The sequence below is a fragment of the Brucella sp. GW823-FHT04E01 genome, assembly GCF_058796175.1.
The window spans coordinates 1,014,743-1,033,694 of sequence record NZ_JBXAIK010000003.1; the positions used below are offsets into that span (position 1 = coordinate 1,014,743).

Consider the following 18,952-nt stretch of genomic DNA (forward strand, 5'->3'; position numbering starts at 1 on the left):
GATGTATGTATTTGCCAAGGAGTTATCACTATGAAGCGCGACGATCAGGATTCCAATCTCGGTCTTTCCAACATGGTCTGCTTTGCGATCTACTCGACCGCGAATGCGCTGACGCGCGCCTACCAGCCAATTCTGAGCAAGCTTGATCTGACCTATCCGCAGTTTCTGGTGATGATAGTGCTCTGGGAACAAGACGACCGGACGGTCTCTGAGATCGGCGCAAAGCTCAATCTGGATTCTGGAACCCTGACCCCGCTGCTGAAACGTCTTGAAGCCGCCGGACGCATTACGCGGCGACGCGACCCGCAGGACGAGCGACAGGTCCGCATCACATTGACTGAAGAAGGACAGGCACTGCGCAGGGAAGCCGAGAGCATTCCTGAACAGGTGTTCTGCGCGCTTGGTCAACCCATCGATGAGTTGCAGGATTTGCGCACAAGGTTGCTCGATATACGCGGCAATCTCGCGGAGAGCATTTCCCGCTAACAAAAAAGCGCCGGGTGACCGGCGCTTTTTAATATCAGTACTGAGTACTGTAGATCAGGCAGCAAGCGCCTTTGGCTTGATAAGGCCGCGCGCGACCAGCAATTCAGCGATCTGGATCGTGTTGAGAGCAGCGCCCTTGCGCAGATTGTCGGAAACAACCCACAGAGCCAGACCGTTCTCGACGGTGATGTCTTCGCGGATACGGCTGATATAAGTCGCATCTTCGCCAGCGGATTCGTAAGGCGTGATGTAGCCACCGTTCTCATGCTTGTCGACAACCTGGCAGCCTGGAGCTTCGCGCAGAATCTCGCGTGCTTCTTCCGGCGTGATCGGGTTTTCGAACTCGATATTGACCGCTTCGGAGTGACCAATGAAGACCGGAACGCGAACGGCCGTCGCCGTCAGCTTGATCTTCGGATCGAGCATCTTCTTGGTTTCGGCCACCATCTTCCATTCTTCCTTGGTGTAGCCGTCTTCCATGAAGACATCGATATGCGGGATCACGTTGAACGCGATGCGCTTGGTGAACTTCTTCGCAGAGACAGGGTCGGCGACGAAAACAGCGCGCGACTGTTCGAACAGCTCATCCATACCTTCCTTGCCTGCACCCGAAACCGACTGATAGGTCGAGACGACGACGCGCTTGATCTTGGCAACATCGTGCAAAGGCTTCAGAGCCACGACGAGCTGAGCCGTCGAGCAGTTCGGATTGGCAATGATGTTCTTCTTGCGGAAGCCTTCGACTGCATCCGGGTTCACTTCCGGCACGATCAGCGGCACTTCCGAGTCATAACGCCAGGCCGAGGAATTATCGATGACGACGCAGCCCTGCTTGCCGATCTTCGGCGACCATTCCTTGGAAATCTCGCCGCCAGCAGACATCAGGCAGATGTCCGTATCGGAGAAATCATACGTGTCGAGCGCCTTGACCTTCAGCGTCCGGTCGCCATAGGACACTTCCGTGCCCTGGCTGCGGCGCGATGCAAGCGCTACAACTTCGTCAGCCGGAAAGCCGCGTTCTTCGAGGATATTGAGCATTTCGCGCCCGACATTTCCGGTGGCGCCGACAACTGCAACCTTGAAACCCATTTTTCGTCTCCTGTCCCTCTCCGCTTCCAGATTCGGAACCCCGCAGGCCACGCGGGACTTCCGCCCCCGGGCCAGACCCGGGGAGAGGGCGAGCAGGCCAAGGGAATCAGACCGTTTTCGTGGTCGTTTTAGTAATGGCCGTGAGTGTTTTGGAAATCGAAGGCATGCGCGCTGCCCCGGCAAAAATGCCGGCAGTTCCAAGCGAAACTGACGCTACGTTGACGCGATCCACGCGGGTTCTCCTTCGTTCGCCACTGCTTTTACGCGGTTTAAAGATGGAGTCAATTCTCTACCTCTTCAAGAAGCGCATTTTTTAAGGCTCTCGCTCTCTACGACAGTATTTCAAGCTGGCAATTCTGTCTCATACTAAAGACTACTGCACGAATCCCCTTTTTCGGTTCATCATGCAAGTGTGAGGAGAGTGCCCGGACAGTTGAGAGGAACTGTTCCCGGCGCATCAGGCGAACTTCATTTACCCGGTGAAGAAAGATCGTCTTACATTTGCCCGTCAGGGGCTCTGTTTGGGAGGACAGATTAATGGCAGTCTCGTCAAGTGCCGACGTCGGCACGCAGAAAATGACGAGCGAAGAACGCAAGGTGATCTTTGCGTCGTCGCTTGGTACCGTCTTCGAATGGTACGACTTCTATCTTTACGGAACACTCGCAGCCTTCATCGGCGCGGCCTTCTTCAATGAATACCCGGAAGCAACCCGAAACATCTTCGTCCTGCTTGCTTTCGCGGCAGGCTTCCTCGTCCGTCCGTTCGGCGCTCTCGTCTTCGGACGCATCGGCGATCTCGTCGGTCGTAAATACACATTCCTTGTCACCATCGTCATCATGGGCGCATCCACGTTCCTCGTGGGTATCCTGCCCGGCTCGGCCACGCTCGGCATTTTCGCACCGATCATCCTGATCGCCCTGCGCATGCTGCAGGGTCTCGCACTCGGTGGTGAATATGGCGGCGCTGCAACCTATGTTGCGGAACATGCTCCGAACAACCGTCGCGGCTTCTTCACGTCATGGATCCAGACCACGGCGACACTCGGCCTGTTCCTGTCGCTGCTGGTCATTCTCGGCATTCAGGCCGTGATGAGCAAGGAAGCATTCGCGGCCTGGGGCTGGCGTATTCCATTCCTCGTCTCCATCGTCCTGCTCGGCATTTCCGTCTGGATCCGCATGCAGATGAGCGAGTCGCCCGCATTCAAGCGCATGAAGGAAGAAGGCAAGACCTCCAAGGCTCCGCTTTCCGAAGCATTCGGTCAGTGGAAGAACGCGAAGATCGCACTCATCGCCCTCTTCGGCCTTACCGCCGGTCAGGCCGTGGTGTGGTATTGCGGTCAGTTCTATGCGCTGTTCTTCCTCCAGAACGTTCTGAAGGTCGAAAACCAGTCGGCAAACATCATGGTTGCTATCGCGCTCCTGATCGGCACCGGCGGCTTCGTCTTCTTCGGCTGGCTGTCGGACAAGATCGGTCGCAAGCCGATCATCATGGCAGGCCTTCTGCTCGCTGCCCTGACCTACTTCCCGTTGTTCAAAGCACTAACCGGTGCTGCGAATCCGGCTCTGGCTCAGGCTGAACAGACCATCAAGGCAACTGTTACTGCAGCGCCTGGCGATTGTAACTTCCAGTTCAACGCCACCGGCACGTCGAAGTTCACCACGTCTTGCGATGTGGCGACGAGCTTCCTCGCCAAGAGTTCGGTGCCTTATGAAATCGTCCAGACGGCAGCAGCTGGCACCCCTGCAACCGTTACGATCGGTGACAGCACGATCACGTCCTACGACGCTGTTCAGGCTGGAGCAGATGCTGCAGCCAAGCAGTCGGCACTGTCTCACGACGTGAACCTCGCCCTGCAGAAAGCCGGTTTCCCGCTCGTTCGCGATGCTGCGAAAGTGCCGGACAGCAAGCTTGATGCATTCGTCGCCGCCAATCCGGAACTTCAGCTGAATGCCGAAGCAATCCGTGGTGGAGACAAGGCCATGGTTCCGGCTGCCGATCTGGTAAAGCAGAAGCTTCTGACCCAGACCGAAGCTGACGGCCTTGGCGTCAGCACCGATCAGGCCGTCTACACCATCCCGAATGCCGGTGCATTCAAGATGGTTGCCGACCCTGCACAGGTGAACTGGTTCCTGACAATCGCCATCCTGACTATCCTCGTCATCTATGTGACGATGGTGTACGGCCCGATTGCCGCGATCCTTGTCGAGATGTTCCCGACCCGCATTCGCTATACCGGCATGTCGCTGCCATATCACATCGGCAATGGCTGGTTCGGCGGTCTGCTTCCGGCTGGCGTGTTCGCACTGAGCGCTGCCAAGGGGGACATCTATTACGGCCTCTGGTACCCGATCATCATCGCTTCTATCACCTTCGTAATCGGCATGATCTTCGTCAAGGAAACCAAGGGCGTCGACCTGCATAAACTCGACTAATCATCGCAGCTGCACAAAGCAAAACGCCGCCCATCGGGCGGCGTTTTCATGTTTCTCCGAGTTTCATCGGCGATATTGCGCTTCAATCTCGATCAGCTTCTGCTTGCGCCACAGACCGCCGCCATAGCCGGTCAGTGACCCGTCCGCGCCGATCACACGATGACATGGAATGATGATGGCAATCTGGTTCGCCCCATTGGCCCGCGCGACCGCACGCACGGCAAGCGGCTTTTCCATGGCCTGCGCCAGTTCACTGTAACTGCGCGTTTCCCCTGCCCCGATATTCTGAAGCGCGCGCCAGACACCTTGCGTAAATGCGCTGCCATGCAGCACCAGCGGTAAATCGAACCTCGGAGAATTGCCGTCAAAGAAGGCATTCAACTGCTGCTCGACGTGATCATGCGTATCGAAACGACCGATCCCCAGATCACCGCGACAGGTAGCATAAAGCTTCTTCAGTTCCGCAGATAGCGCCTTGCGATCAGCGAATTCGAGAAGATGCAGGCTTCGTGCATCGCAGATCGCAATCATCGTGCCAAGTGGCGTCTTGATCCAGTCGGCGCGCAACAAGCCATCACCCCGCAATTTGCCGGGTGGAAGCCCCAGAATACGTGCAAAGGCACTACGAAAAGCTTCGGGAGATTCAAAACCCGCATCAATCTGGGCATCAATCACGCGCCCACCATCGGCAAGCGCCTGAAACCCATGTCGCAGGCGTTCCTGCCGCGCCATTTCCAGAAATGTCATTCCGAAATGACGGCGGAAACTGCGACGGACGGTCGAGACATCAAGCCCCATCCGGGCAACATCCTCTTCGCTCCAGCGTCGTTCCGGATCGGCCTCAAGCGCGTCGAGAAGCTTCTTGACGGAAGGCTCCGCCTCCGCAGCGGGCTGTAGCGGATGGCATCTTTTGCAAGGCCGGAAACCGTCGGCCATGCATTCGGCAACCGATGCGAAGAAGCGGCAGTTTTCCTGTTTCGGTTTCCGCGCCGGACAAGTCAGGCGGCAGAAAATTCCGGTTGAGACAACACCGACATAGGCCCTGCCCTCATAAGCGGCATCGCGGGCGACAAGTGCATCGTAGAGTTTGTTTTGATCTGGGAGCGTGAACAACATGCCGCTATTCTTATGCAGCACAGCATGAATTTACAGCCTCAAATCGGGCACTTATTCAAAAAAGAAAAGCCCGCCATGCGAAGTGCATGGCGGGCTTTCAGCAAGCGGTCTTGTCACGCTTATTGAGCGGAAAGCTTCGAAAACTTGTCGAGGATGGCATCGCCCATTTCGACGGTGCCAATCTTGGTCTTGCCTTCCGACCAGATGTCGGCAGTGCGCAGACCATCATCCAGAACCTGTGCGATCGCCGCTTCCAGGCGATCCGCTTCTTCAACGAGGTTGAACGAATAACGCAGGCACATGGCAAGCGAAGCAATCATTGCAATCGGATTGGCAACGCCCTTGCCAGCGATGTCCGGCGCGGAACCGTGTACCGGCTCATAAAGCGCCTTGCGCTTGCCGGTTTTGGAATCAACCGCACCAAGCGAAGCCGACGGCAGCATTCCAAGCGAACCGGTCAGCATTGCGGCAACGTCAGACAGCATGTCGCCGAAAAGATTGTCTGTCACAATAACGTCGAACTGCTTCGGCCAACGCACAAGCTGCATGCCGCCAGCGTCAGCCAGCATATGCTCCAGTTCAACGTCGGCGTGCTTGTCCTTGTGACGCGCGGTAACAACCTGATTCCACAGGACGCCCGACTTCATCACATTGCGCTTTTCCATCGACGTAACCTTGTTGCGGCGCGTGCGCGCCAGCTCGAAGGCGACATCGGCGATGCGCTCAATTTCGTAGGTGTCATAGACCTGCGTATCGATACCGCGCTTCTGGCCATTGCCGAGGTCGATGATTTCCTTCGGTTCACCGAAGTAAACGCCGCCGGTCAGCTCACGCAGGATAAGGATGTCGAGACCCTCGATCACTTCCGGCTTCAGCGACGAAGAATGAGCCAGCGCCGGGTAGCAGATGGCCGGACGCAGATTTGCATAAAGCTGCATGTCCTTGCGCAGACGCAGAAGACCGGCTTCCGGGCGGACTTCATAAGGCACGCTATCCCACTTCGGACCGCCGACAGCGCCGAACAGCGTGGCATCGGCAGCCAGCGCCTTCTCCATATCCGCATCCGAAATCGCCTGACCGTGCGCGTCGTAAGCGCAGCCGCCAACCAGACCTTCTTCGGTTTCAAAGCCGAGATTGAGGCCCGAGTTGAGGAAAGCGATGATCTTGCGGACTTCCGCCATCGCCTCTGGGCCGATGCCGTCGCCGGGCAGGAGAAGGAGTTTTCTGGATGCCATAATGCCAAGCCTCTGTTTTGTTTCGCATATTCGGGAGAATGGGGACCCGTTTCGCCGAGAATATTGCGTTCAAATTCACGACAGTAACGAATGGCATGACGCCGTCCGAAACCATCTTTATCTAGTTCCGCGAGGGTTATAGAGCCCTGTTGTCCGACAAGCAATAATGCGCATGGCTGAAACTTATGAAAAAGATAGAGGCTTATACAGAAATTATATAACAGCCGATAAAGCAGACACAGTTCGACGTTTCAGAGTTCCCGCAATCTGCAAATCGGCCTGCGGTCACTCCGTCAAACTGCGCGCTTCGGATGGCAGCATGATCGGGATTCCGCCCCGGACCGGATAGGCAAGCTTTGCCTTGCGCGAGATCAACTCGCCATGTTCCGCATCATATTCCAACGGCCCTTTGGTAAGCGGGCATACGAGAAGTTCCAGCAGACGTACGTCGATATTGCCGGTTTGCGTCTTGTCGTCCATTGTCTTATTCCCGAAGTTTATTGCAGCCGCGATCCGAAATCGTCGTCCTTTACTCTGGCCAATACCATTTCGGTAATGGCAATCAAAGTTGCTGCACGCGTCTTCAAATCGGGCGCTTCCAGAAGGGCCTGTTTTTCTGCAGGGCCAAAAGGCGACATGATGGAGAGCGCATTGACGAGGGTTTCATTGTTTGCCCGTGCAATACTGTCCCAGTCGGCTTCCAGATTGTGCGCTTCAAGATAATCGCGGAAAGCACCCAGCAAAGCATCCCGGTCGATTTCCGACGAATCCCGCGCCTCCTCCAGATCGGCCAGAAACGGCATGATCCGGCATTGCCGGTAAGGCTGACGGCAATGCATTTCTTCACGCACGCGAAATCGGCAGATACCCTGCAGGGTAATCAGCAGGCGACCGTCGCCCGTTTCGGCAAAGGTCGTGATACGGCCAAGACAGCCGACATTACTCAATTGCGGACGGAGGCTTTCATCAAGCTCATCGATCATTTCGTCATCGTCGCCATCGATTTTCGGCTGGATCATGCCGATGATGCGCTTGCCCGCCAAGGCATTTTCGATCATCGCCAGATAGCGCGGTTCGAAAATATTGAGCGGAAGCTGGCCACCGGGCAGAAGCAGCGCCCCCTTCAACGGGAAAACCGGCACCGTCTCGGGTATATCGGCGCCCGTTCTGTAACGGGCATTGCCCACCTGCATTACAACCTCCTCAAAAGCATATCGCTTTTTATCGTACTCTTACGACACGCTTTAAGCTTTTGTTTTCATGCATGTCTTTACCCCAAAACCGGTTCCCACTTTTGGGAGACATGCATTAGGGCTCACGAAACATGCGCCCTAACAGTTGGAATCCGCATGGCGCACAAAACATAATTTGCCCGCCATGCTCCCGACCGCTCGCGATCAGGAGAACAGAAGCGACGACAGCTTGCGCCGCGCGCCGAGCGTCGCCGGATCGGCATTGCCCCATGCCTCGAAAAACTGGAGCAGCTGCTTGCGTGCGCCGTCTTCATTCCATTCGCGGTCGGACTTCATGATGAAAAGCAGCTCACTAGCCGCATCTTCACGCCGCCCCTGTGCATTACGCACCTGCGCAAGATCAAACCGGGCCTGATAATCCTTCGGATCAGCCTGAATTCGCTTCTCAAGCGCAATCGGATCACCGATGAGCTTGACCTGATCAGCCAGCGCAAGGCGCGCTTCCAGCGCTCGAACGGCAGGCGCATTCTGTTTGTCAGCCGGAAGCTGGGCCAGAATTTCCCGCGCCTTTTCCGCATCGCCGGATTCCAGAAGGCAGGTCGCAAGACCGACAATCGCATCGACATTATCTGGAACGGCATGAAGGATGGACGAGAAAATCTCCGACGCCTGAACGAAATCACCGGCTTCGATCAGCTCATTCGCGGCCGTGATGGCTTCGGCAAGCGCCGCTTCCGCGTCGCTCGGCCCACCGATTTTGGCGATGAATTCCTTCACCTTCGATTCAGGGACGGCCCCCATGAAACCATCGACCGGCTGGCCATTGACGAAAGCGATGACCGCCGGAATGGACTGAATACCAAGCTGACCGGCAATGGCCGGATGATCGTCGATATTCATCTTGACCAGTTTGACGGCACCACCAGCGTCCCGCACGGCCTTTTCAATGATCGGTGTCAGCTGCTTGCAAGGTCCGCACCATGGCGCCCAGAAATCCACCAGCACGGGCTGATTGCGGGATTCGGTAATTACATCCGCCTGGAAACCTGCCGTCGTCGTGTCCTTGACGAGATCAGTTCCTCCGGCAGCGGCTGGTGCCGAACCGAAAGAAACATTTGCCGTCATCTGGCCACCTGCACCGGCATAAGGATTGTTCTGGCTGGTCATAAGAAATTCCTTCGTATTTTCCGACCGATGCGACGGTCCGCATACAAGCCGGTGTCGTTCTTTCAGTTCGTATCTTCAAAAGCCAATTTCAAGACGGTCGATTCAGCAAGTTGCGCTGTAACTTAGCGCTCCCGCCTCTCACTTCAATTGCCAATTGCCGTGTGCAAGAAAGCCGCCCGTTTTGAAAATCAGTTTATACCGAAGTGTCCGCTTTCGCACCTTCGGAAACGGCGAGAATGCGCGGTTCATGTCCGGTGGAAGTGAGGAAAGCGACGAGGTCTTCGCGCTTGATGGAAGTCGTGGCTTCGTTGGTCAGCGGATGGCCGTTGATGACGTCATATTTCATCAGATCAGCATCAAGAATGACCTGCACATTATGTGCTGTATCGTTGACCGCGCCAAACACCGTAACTGCACCCGGAATCACACCCAGGTATTCCAGCAGCTTTTCCGGCTTGCCGAACGAAACGCGGCTTGCCGCACCAATCAGCTGATGGATCGACTTCAGATCGACCACCGCGTCCTCCTCGACTGTCACGAGAAAGAAATTGTCTTTCTTGTCCTTCAGGAAGAGATTTTTCGTATGGCCGCCCGGGATTTCACCACGCAGGCTTTGGGAATCCGCGACCGTGAACAAGGGAGGATGTTCGACAGTTTTCACTTCGATACCGAGTTTCTGAAGATAATCGTGAAGTTCGCTCGGCGACAAAGGCATGATTCCACCCCATTCTGTTCGGCATTGAATATGTTGAGCATGTCATCACGCTCCTCACGCTTCGACGACTTGCAACAGCGCTTATAGACCATGGATAGAGGCTTAGAAACCATGCAAAGCAAATTGGATTGTTCGCACAAAACGCACCAGCCTCGCTCACGCCTCTGACAGCCGATTCCATTATCCGTGGAGGCTCATTTTTCTTGCTTTGACGAGAAAACGCAGCAGAGAACACGACACGCATTCTGGAAAGAATAATATTTACAGATACTTATCAATTAACCGGCAGCTAATTTCGTTGAAACGACATTTTCCTGTAATTTCCCTGTTGCAATCTCCGGGGCGTTAGTTCATATAGCGCCTGCCTGACGGAAACGACTGGCGCGAGCGGGTGTAGCTCAGGGGTAGAGCACAACCTTGCCAAGGTTGGGGTCGAGGGTTCGAATCCCTTCGCCCGCTCCAGTTTTCCGATCAGATAAGCAACAAAATCCCGGCTTTGTCCGGGATTTTTGCTTTTAAGGCGTATTTTGCGTCAGCTAAGTTCCACGGTTTGCCAGTGCGGATTACCGCAGGATCACGAGTTCAGCCGACTTGGAACCAATCGCCGACTGAACCCTTAACTTGCTAAAAGTGCAGCGTGTCAGGTCACCACGTTTTCTTCGTAAGTCTTTTTCACCCCCGGCACACAAAGACAGGCTGGCACGATCAGAACGGCGATAAGCATCATCGCTACAAAAGTTGCGTGCAGGGCATGTTGAAGCGCTAGCCGAAGCTCCTGCTGATCTATCAACATCTCCGCGCCATTCAACAGATCCCGAAGTTGGTCTGACGTAATCGCTTCGCCATGATTGGCGTTGGCAAGACCATAGGTCAGCACCGCACCGAGAATGGCTGCTCCGAGCGTACTGCCCAAATTGCGCGAGAAGACGTTTGATGCCGTGGCGCTGCCGCGCTCCGACCAACTCACACTATCCTGTGTCAGGATGAGCGCCCCAATGTTGAGCAGCCCCATGCCGAAACCCATGATCAGAGAACCGGTTCCAGCCAGTGTGGCTGAACTTGATGGAGTCAGCATGACAAGCAGGGAGGTGCCAATCGGAATGCAGATGCTTCCGGCGATCATGATCGGGCGTAATCCGAACCGCGTGAACTGCCGTGATGCGATCGTGGCACCGCATGGCCAGCCCAGCAACAACATGGTCAGGGCAAAGCCCGCGACCACAGGAGAACGGTCGAGAACTGTCTGTACATACATCGGCAGGAATGTCGTCAGCCCCATGATCGACATGCTGGCCAGAAAAACCGCCAGATTGGAGAAAGCGATAGGACGTTTCAGCCACAGGTCCGGTGCGACCATAGGCTCCTTCGCGCGACGTTCCTGCCAGATGAAGGCAATCAGCGAAAGAGCAAAGAGAATGAACGCCAGAATTCCTTCAAGCGAAACCGCGCTCTCCATCAGGGTGAGCGCAATCATCAGCGAGGAGATGGAGACGGCGAAAAGTGCTGCGCCAAGCACATCGATCGATACCGGCTTTGTCCGCTTCTCCTCATGAAGAAAGAGAAGAAAGCCCGATGCCGCCAGAATACCGACCGGCACATTAATCCAGAATACCCAGGCCCAGCTCAAGTTGTGAATGATGAGACTGCCAAGCAACGGACCGACAACGGCTGACAATGCCCAGACACTTGCAAGGTATCCCTGAACCTTGCTGCGCTGCGCTCCAGGGAAAAGATCGGCCACCACGGTCATGGCCGCAGGCTGGATTGCCCCCGCCCCGACGCCCTGCAACAGCCGGAAAACAATCATTGAAGGCATCGACCACGCAAAACCAGCCAGCACCGAAGCGGTCAAGAACAGCGCAATACCAAAAACAAGCACCGGCTTGCGCCCGTAAATGTCGGCCAGTTTGCCAAACACGACTGTCGTTGCTGTCTGTGTCAAAAGAAATGACGAGAAAACCCAGGAGTAGAGATTGAGCTGGCCCAGCTGCGCCGCGATCTGCGGCATTGCCGTCGACACAATCGTTGCCTCGACGGCGATCATGGCCATGCTTGCCATAATCGCGGCAACTACAAGCCCGCGATGAGAATGTTTTTCTGTCATGGATTGCCTTCAGACCAGAACCGGTCGTCGTTGATGGAAGCCTCCTCGCCTCCGACCTGTTTCTTAGACCTGCCCGATCACCACCGCAATAGGATGCCCGTCCCGACCAGTACACATTGTTGCTACCTCACTTGGATCGGGTTCGCTCAATCGACGGAAATGTTCTACCTGCTTGTTTTAGCGCACAACTTATCGGAAAACCGCTTCACACTTTGTAGAAACGCCTAACCTCTTGGAGAATGACCATGACAAACAGCACACCGCCCTATTTTCTGGAGGATACGGACGAAAGCGAAATCTCTTCCGATGTCGCAGGCATCGGCAATTTTCTGGTGACCACCCATATCCCCATACGGGCAGACGGTTCCATGGAAACCGGCGACATAACAGTCCAAAGCGAATGCACGCTGAACAGCCTCAAAGCATCGCTCGAAAAGGCTGGCAGCAGTCTGGCGAATGTTATTCACCTGACGATCTATCTGACTGACATCAATGAACGCCCCGCCTTCAACGAAGTTTATCTGCGCTTTTTCAAAAAGCCTTTTCCGGTTCGTTGCGCGGTCGGCGTCGCCGGGCTCGCCACGCCTGAAATGCGGGTCGAAGTCACGGCAATGGCCGTGCGCAATCAATAAGTTACGGAGCGGACGATCAGACGGTTTCGTTCAGCATATCCGGGCGTCGCGCACGAGCGACCCCGAGCTCAAGCAGGCTTCAGCGCACATTCTGCAAGAATTGCATATCATCATGCACTAATTTCATAACCTACTTCTTTGGGCTGCCTAGCCGTTGCTTCCGGGTTTATGCAATGCTCATGCATCAAACCAGAGGAGGGGTTCGATAAAATGAAAAAAATCATAACAATAATGGGTATCGCAGGCGCTATTCTGGCTACCGGATTCTCTGCCTATGCGGGAGAGACGCTGGATCGCGTCATGGAAAAAAAGGCCATGGTTGTCGCGACCAATGCTGGCTGGCCGCCCCAGAGCTTTCTGGATGATTCCAACAAGTTGGTAGGCTTCGACGTGGACGTGGCCAACGAGATCGGCAAGCGTCTTGGCGTCACCGTTTCCTTCGAAACACCAGACTGGGCAACATTGACAGGTGGTCGTTGGCAGGGTCGTTATGACGTTGGCGTCGGATCGGTCACGCCAACCAAAGCCCGCGCTAACGTCATCGATTTTGCTGGCATCTACTACTACAGTCCCTATGTCTATGTCGTTCATAAGGACAGCGCGGCAAAATCTGTCGCCGACCTGAAAGGCAAAATCATCGGTGTCGAGACCGCAACGACTTCAGAAGATTACGCTCGTCGGCAGTTGGAAATCGATGCCCCCGGCCTTCCCCCGATTGAGTACAAGCTCGAACCAGGCGAAATTCGCACTTTCGCAGATTCCATGCTGCCATTCGACGATCTGAGACTGGGTGATGGCGTCCGCATCGATGCAATCATCGCTCCAGAGCAAACGGCACAGAACGCCATCAAGAATGGCTACCCCGTAAAGATTATCGAAGGTGAATACGCTTTCCGTGAGCCGTTGGTGGTTATTGCCGAAAAAAACGATCCAGACTGGACAGCCAAGATTGGCGAAATCATCAAGCAGATGAAGTCTGACGGTACTTTGGCGACACTCACTGCAAAGTGGTACGGCAAAGACTACAGCGCCGACTGATATTACCCTTACATCAATATTGAAATGAGCCATCGTGACGATGGCTCATCCGATATGCTTTTCCTGGTGTTGCGATGACTTATCCGGCCACTTATTACAGCCAAACAAAGGCGGACGATTTCGCGCGTCCAACGCTTGAACGCGAAACAACAGCAGATGTCGCAGTGATTGGCGGCGGACTTGCAGGTTTGTCGGCCGCGTTGCAGATGTCGCGAGCTGGCAAGAAAGTCGTTGTCCTGGAAGCTGAAAGCATCGGCTTTGGCGCATCCGGACGCAATGGTGGATTTGTCAGCCCCGGCTTCGCGTCCGGTGGCGATGACATTGCTGCCCGCACGGGCAAGACGATTGCCAAAACACTTCATGAATTATCGATTGAAGGCGTCGAATTTGTTCGACAGAACATTGACACGCTGAAGATTGAAGAAGCCCAACTCATTCCCGGCATTATGAGCGTGCGCCGGTATGACGACGGTGAAAGCCTGAAACATTATGCCGAAGCGCTTCAACGCGATTATGGCTACAGAATAGATTTTCACCCGACAGCTGAAACGCGCAATATTCTGAATTCCAAACGCTATTTTCAATCCGTCTACGACCCTAATGCATTTCATATCCATCCGCTGAACTACTTGCGGGCGCTCGGTTGCGAGATAGAGCGGCTCGGCGGACGGATATTCGAGAACAGCCGCGTACTCCAATTGCTCGACCACAATGATGGCAAGCTTATAAAAACAGCCCGCGGGCAGGTCAAAGCGGGCAAAATACTGATCACCACAGGTGGCTACACCGATGGGCTCGTCAGCCAGATCAGACGGGCCTATCTGCCCATTGCCACCTATGTGATGGTGAGCGAAGAAGCGCCCGAACTGATCGCGTCGGCGATCCGCACCACGGCCGCGATTGGTGATAACCGTCGTGCCGGTGACTACTACCGTGTAATCGATGGTGGTCGCAGGCTTTTATGGGGCGGACGCATCACGACGAGAGCAGCCGATACGCCCGGCGTAGTCCGTGAATTGCGCAACGAAATGGTTGGAACCTACCCTCAGCTTGCTTCACTGAAGACAGAGTTGGCATGGTCGGGCCTGATGTCCTACGCCAGACACTTGATGCCCCAGATCGGTCAATTGGACCGCGCTACATGGTACTGCACAGCCTTCGGGGGGCACGGGCTGAACACAACCGCGATCGGCGGAAAGATCGTGGCCGAAGCCATTTGCGGACAGAGTGACCGCTACAAACTCTTCGAAAAATTCGGGCTGGTCTGGGCCGGAGGCGCCGCAGGTCTCGCAGCCGCCCAGCTAACCTATTGGAAACTGCAGATGCAGGATTGGCTTGCGGAGCGAAAGGCAAGCTGACAGGGGAGAGAACATGCTCGGGAGGTTTTTTCTGACGCGGCCCGAGGCCGCTAAACGTACTGTCCAGATAGCGTTCTTTGTTATCCTGACAGCACTCTTCTGTTTCATGAATATCCGGTTCTCCGGCATAACAAACTGGCTTGGCATCGACCCGAAAGTCGCAAAAGCCGGCTTCACCAAGGCGACGCTAATCTCCTCGATACTGCTTAGCATCGTCATCTTCGCGAATTGGAGTTTCCTGAGACTTTTTCCGCGTTGGGCGCAGATCACGGCAATATGGCTGGAACTGTTCCTGCTGCTGATGATCTTCTTCTATTCATTCGATCTCTCATTTGATTTTATCGCAAGAAAGATCGGATTTCTGATCAGCCAGGGTGTCGTCACGACGCTTTATATTTCCGCAGCCTCGATATTCTTCGCAACCATTCTGGCTCTGATCGGTGCGGTGGCCAAGCTTTCTAAGAATGGCCTCATCTACGGCCTGGCGACGTTCTACACTTCGCTTTTTCGTGGCCTGCCATTGTTGATGCAGATCTACATTATCTACCTTGGACTGCCGCAGGTGGGCTATGTCATCGGACCTATTCCCGCCGGTATTCTGGCGCTGTCCCTATGCTACGGCGCCTATATGACGGAAATCTTCCGCGCAGGCATTGAGAGCATTCCCCGCGGGCAGCAGGAGGGCGCATATGCGTTGGGTCTAGGGCCCTCGCAAACCATGTGGCTGGTCACGCTTCCTCAAGCGATGCGCATCATAATTCCGCCAACCGGCAACCAGTTCATCGCGATGCTCAAGGACTCGTCTCTAGTCTCCGTCATCGGCGTTTGGGAACTCATGTATCTTGCCCGTACCCAAGGTCAGACCGAGTTCCGGCACATCGAAATGCTCATCACCGCATCGATGATCTATTGGGCCCTGTCCATCGTTCTGGAATATGGTCAGGCCAAACTCGAAGCTCGCTTCAAGCGTTCCATCGCGCGTTAAGCGCGATGGAAATCCACTTCTCATTCGGTCGCCCCGACAAGGGGGACATGCTGATAAATGACAAGCAGAGCGATCATGGACAAGCGTCACGAAATTCTGTTCGAGCCGATCAAGATTGGCCCTGTTACGACGAAGAACCGCTTTTATCAGGTTCCGCATTGTAGCGGCATGGGTCATCGTTATCCCGAGCACGATCTGCGGCTGCGTGAAATGAAAGCGGAGGGCGGCTGGGGTGTCGTTTCCACACAGGAAACCGAAATCCATCCGACGTCAGATATCACGCCATCCAATCAGGGCCGCATATGGGACGAGAAAGACGCCGACCGTCTCCAGAAGCTGACTGAGGCCGTCCACCAGCATGGTAGTCTCGCTGCAATCCAGCTTGTGCATAATGGTATCCACGTCTCCAACCGTTTGACCAGACTGGCGCCGCTCGGTCCCATGGACATGATTGTCGATGTGGAGGACCCAGTTCAGGCAAGAGCCATGGACAAAGCTGACATCGCCCGGTTTCGCAAATGGCATCGCGATGCCGCACTTCGCGCCAAACGGGCCGGTTTCGATATTATCTATGTCTATGCGGGTCACGACATGACCTTACTGCAGCATTTTCTGCTGCAACGCTACAATACCCGCACGGATGAATATGGCGGGTCGTTCGAAAACCGCTTGCGATTGTTCCGCGAGGTTCTGGCCGATACGCGCGACGCTGTCGGCGACAAATGCGCAATCGCAGTCCGCTTTGCGGTTGAGGAGTTTCTGGGCGACCAGGGCATCCAGCACAATGGTGAAGGTCGGGACGTCATTGCCGCTCTCGCCGATGAACCCGATCTTTGGGATGTAAACCTGTCCGGCTGGTCCAACGACAGCCAGACGTCGCGCTTTTCGCAGGAAGGCTTTCAGGAGCCTTACATCTCATTTGTGAAATCACTCACCAGCAAACCAGTTGTGGGTGTTGGTCGCTATACCTCACCGGATACCATGGTACAGGCCATCCGCTCCGGTGTTCTGGACCTCATCGGCGCAGCCCGTCCGTCAATCGCCGATCCATTTCTGCCCGAGAAAATCCGGAGCGGTCGCATCGACGACATTCGCGAATGCATTGGCTGCAATATATGCACGGCCAGCGACAACACCGTTGCACCATTGCGATGCACGCAAAACCCGACGATTGGCGAAGAAGCGCGCAAGGACTGGCATCCGGAGAAAATCAGCAGGTTGCAGGCCACCGAGAAAGTTTTGGTGGTCGGCGGAGGACCAGCCGGTCTGGAAGCCGCTCGCGCCATGGCCGAGCGCGGTGCAGAAGTCATCATAGCCGAAAAGCATACCCATTGGGGTGGGCGCGTCACGGAGGAAGCGGCCCTCCCCGGGCTGGCAAGCTGGGCGCGTGTTCGCGATTGGCGCATGATGCAATTGCAGCGCGCGACCAATGTGGAGATGTATCTCGACAGCCAACTCGATGCCGACGAGATTCTGACTTACGGAATCCCGCATGTGGTGCTGGCCACCGGAGCGCACTGGCGCGCGGATGCAGTCGGTCGCTCGCATCGGCAACCTCCGGAAACACTGGAAGGACGCACGCTGAGCGTCAACGCTATCCTGAAAGACAAAACATCACTCGATGCGTGCCACGGACCTCTGGTGATATTTGATGATGATCGTTACTATCTCGGATCGGTTCTGGCCGAGCTGGCCGTGAGCCGCGGTATTGATACGACATTGGTCACGCCAGCGCCGATCGTGGCTCCCTGGACGGAACACACGCTTGAACAATCAAAAATTCAAACAAGATTGATAGAACTGGGTGTCAGGATAATCCCGCTGCATAAGCTCGCAAGACAAACATCGGACAGTCTGTCGGTCGCATGTGTCTATTCCGGCAGGGAAACCGAGGTTCCATGCAGCACACTGGTACCAGTGACCAGCCGCCATCCCAACAACACGCTGCAAGCTGCTTTGGAAGCCCGCAAAAATGACTGGCAAGATGCGGGCGTGATATCCGTCACGGCGATTGGCGACTGTTACGCACCATCTATCATCGCAGCTGCGGTCTATAGCGGCCATTATTACGCCCGTAATTTTGGCGCACAGGCCCCGGAAAATATGGATATGTATCGATAAAGACCCATCCGGTCGGCCAGCGTTCTGTTGATAGGCGAGGCTCGAACAGGTGTAACGGCGCAGGCGTTCGGACCGTCAAACAGCAGCTATCAACGGGTGGCTCCTGTGACCTTTAGTCTGGACGAACCAAGAGCTTGAATCTGACTCACCATGGCATGCGATTGGTCTCGCATCGCCGATGGTGTCATGCCGAAGTGCTGGCGAAACACCCGATTGAAATAGGAAAGATCGCCAAAGCCAACCTCGTAAGCAATTGAACTGATCGAGCGATTGTTATGTCGTGAAACACGCAGTCGGGCCATATCCAGTCGACGCTCAAGCACGTAACGGGAGAACGTCGTATTCTCAGCCTGAAAAAGCTTTTGGACCTGACGGGCAGTAACGCCAAACCTTGCGGTAACCGTACCAAGATCGAAGGTTGCATCCGACAGACCAGTCTCGATGAAAGCTTTGATCTGCGAAAGGTTCAGACCTGAGCGATGTTTACGGTGATCGTCCCGGAGAAACTCCAGAACCATTGGCAACACCTGTCGGAAGTGCGCCGCGATCATCTCGGCTTCGCCGGGCGCGTGCGTGCCTCGCATAAGCAGATAGGCACCATGCGTAATAAGGAGCTTTAATGGTGGATAGGCCTTCGGTATTGGGCGCATCAAAAAGTTTTTCACGGCCTGTTTTGAGACCGGAAAATAGCTCACAGGCAAACGTCCACAATCGACACGTCCGCCTTCAGGGAGCCACCATTCATACGCCTTGTCCGGCGACAGAAAAACTACGTCACCCGGCAACAGGTTCAATGTCTCACCGGATTGTCGGATGCGAAGCGCTCCTTCCATGCTTCGCACCATAAGCAATTGATCGGCCGAGCATCCGCCTTTACCCCGGATCAATATCTCGCAACTCGGAAAATAGCAGGTCATGATCCGGAGCGGATCTACCGAGCAGTAAATACCCCGGACAGCACCCTGTGCAGTTGCGCCCACGACCAGCGAGACATCTCCCACAATCTCAGTGAGCGCCGAAGCACAGAGTTTGCAGTCGGTTTCATTCCCGATATCGGCAATATGAAAGTGCTGCGGAACTATCGTTTCGATCTGCTTAGACGGAATCATGATGCATCCTTGCAACACGGGTAAATGACCAACGGTCAGTTCGTCCTGGTCCTATCAATTTTCGCCAGGAACCAAGCCGAACGCACAGGCCACCCTATAAAGTTGACAATAATAATCTAGTTTAAACGACTTTCGCGGAGACGGCCAGTCCTGTCTCCGTCGAATGAAGGC

16 protein-coding genes and 1 tRNA gene are annotated in these 18,952 nt (G+C 55.1%); 8 read left to right on the forward strand and 9 right to left on the reverse strand.

All coding sequences use genetic code 11. The annotated features are described in order from the left end of the window. The first annotated feature begins 30 nt into the window (after positions 1-30). A complete protein-coding gene (ohrR, locus tag AC1RHM_RS15065; RefSeq protein ID WP_010658489.1) occupies positions 31-486 on the forward strand; it encodes a transcriptional regulator OhrR in 456 nt (151 codons plus the stop codon). A gap of 54 nt (positions 487-540) precedes the next feature. On the opposite strand, the gene AC1RHM_RS15070 is transcribed toward ohrR, so the two are convergent. Beyond that, on the reverse strand, positions 541-1,575 hold the full coding sequence (locus AC1RHM_RS15070; protein WP_010658488.1) for an aspartate-semialdehyde dehydrogenase: 1,035 nt from the start codon (positions 1,573-1,575) through the stop codon (positions 541-543). A gap of 537 nt (positions 1,576-2,112) precedes the next feature. Between AC1RHM_RS15070 and AC1RHM_RS15075 the strand changes: the two genes are divergently transcribed. Beyond that, entirely contained in the window at positions 2,113-4,008 is a 1,896-nt protein-coding gene (locus AC1RHM_RS15075) for an MFS transporter (RefSeq protein WP_010658486.1), read from the forward strand. Between the two features lie 63 nt (positions 4,009-4,071). On the opposite strand, the gene AC1RHM_RS15080 is transcribed toward AC1RHM_RS15075, so the two are convergent. From AC1RHM_RS15080 to AC1RHM_RS15105, 6 genes are all read right to left on the reverse strand, one after another. Next, positions 4,072-5,124, reverse strand: coding sequence for a bifunctional transcriptional activator/DNA repair enzyme AdaA (locus AC1RHM_RS15080; protein WP_010658485.1), 1,053 nt, complete (start codon positions 5,122-5,124; stop codon positions 4,072-4,074). A 119-nt stretch (positions 5,125-5,243) separates the two neighbouring features. Further along, complete coding sequence (leuB, locus tag AC1RHM_RS15085) at positions 5,244-6,359, reverse strand: 3-isopropylmalate dehydrogenase (protein WP_010658484.1); 1,116 nt, start codon at positions 6,357-6,359, stop codon at positions 5,244-5,246. Between the two features lie 285 nt (positions 6,360-6,644). Beyond that, a complete protein-coding gene (locus AC1RHM_RS15090; protein WP_010658483.1) occupies positions 6,645-6,839 on the reverse strand; it encodes a Trm112 family protein in 195 nt (64 codons plus the stop codon). A 17-nt stretch (positions 6,840-6,856) separates the two neighbouring features. Beyond that, entirely contained in the window at positions 6,857-7,552 is a 696-nt protein-coding gene (locus tag AC1RHM_RS15095) for an LON peptidase substrate-binding domain-containing protein (RefSeq protein WP_010658482.1), read from the reverse strand. 204 nt (positions 7,553-7,756) lie between these two features. After that, positions 7,757-8,719, reverse strand: a complete 963-nt coding sequence (gene trxA / locus AC1RHM_RS15100; RefSeq protein WP_010658481.1) for a thioredoxin — start codon at positions 8,717-8,719, stop codon at positions 7,757-7,759. 193 nt (positions 8,720-8,912) lie between these two features. Next, positions 8,913-9,434 (reverse strand): prolyl-tRNA synthetase associated domain-containing protein, encoded by a 522-nt coding sequence (locus AC1RHM_RS15105; protein ID WP_010658480.1) that lies wholly within the window; start codon positions 9,432-9,434, stop codon positions 8,913-8,915. Between the two features lie 387 nt (positions 9,435-9,821). Here AC1RHM_RS15105 and AC1RHM_RS15110 point away from each other — a divergent pair. Continuing rightward, positions 9,822-9,896: transfer RNA gene (locus AC1RHM_RS15110), tRNA-Gly, on the forward strand. Positions 9,897-10,074: 178 nt separating this feature from the next. On the opposite strand, the gene AC1RHM_RS15115 is transcribed toward AC1RHM_RS15110, so the two are convergent. Next, positions 10,075-11,538 carry an MDR family MFS transporter gene (locus tag AC1RHM_RS15115; protein WP_010658479.1) on the reverse strand — a complete coding sequence of 488 codons (1,464 nt, stop codon included), beginning with the start codon at positions 11,536-11,538 and terminating at the stop codon, positions 10,075-10,077. A gap of 245 nt (positions 11,539-11,783) precedes the next feature. Between AC1RHM_RS15115 and AC1RHM_RS15120 the strand changes: the two genes are divergently transcribed. The 5 genes from AC1RHM_RS15120 to AC1RHM_RS15140 all read left to right on the forward strand — a co-directional run bounded on the left by AC1RHM_RS15120 (position 11,784) and on the right by AC1RHM_RS15140 (position 17,672). Continuing rightward, a complete protein-coding gene (locus tag AC1RHM_RS15120; protein ID WP_010658478.1) occupies positions 11,784-12,170 on the forward strand; it encodes a RidA family protein in 387 nt (128 codons plus the stop codon). Positions 12,171-12,380: 210 nt separating this feature from the next. Continuing rightward, on the forward strand, positions 12,381-13,208 hold the full coding sequence (locus tag AC1RHM_RS15125; RefSeq protein WP_012092708.1) for a transporter substrate-binding domain-containing protein: 828 nt from the start codon (positions 12,381-12,383) through the stop codon (positions 13,206-13,208). Positions 13,209-13,282: 74 nt separating this feature from the next. Beyond that, positions 13,283-14,566 carry an NAD(P)/FAD-dependent oxidoreductase gene (locus AC1RHM_RS15130; RefSeq protein WP_010658476.1) on the forward strand — a complete coding sequence of 428 codons (1,284 nt, stop codon included), beginning with the start codon at positions 13,283-13,285 and terminating at the stop codon, positions 14,564-14,566. Between the two features lie 13 nt (positions 14,567-14,579). Beyond that, entirely contained in the window at positions 14,580-15,551 is a 972-nt protein-coding gene (locus AC1RHM_RS15135) for an amino acid ABC transporter permease (RefSeq protein WP_010658475.1), read from the forward strand. A 57-nt stretch (positions 15,552-15,608) separates the two neighbouring features. Further along, entirely contained in the window at positions 15,609-17,672 is a 2,064-nt protein-coding gene (locus AC1RHM_RS15140; RefSeq protein WP_029375914.1) for an oxidoreductase, read from the forward strand. A gap of 89 nt (positions 17,673-17,761) precedes the next feature. Here the strand turns inward: AC1RHM_RS15140 and AC1RHM_RS15145 are convergent, their stop codons facing one another. Then, complete coding sequence (locus AC1RHM_RS15145) at positions 17,762-18,781, reverse strand: helix-turn-helix transcriptional regulator (protein ID WP_010658473.1); 1,020 nt, start codon at positions 18,779-18,781, stop codon at positions 17,762-17,764. Between the last annotated feature and the right edge of the window lie 171 nt (positions 18,782-18,952).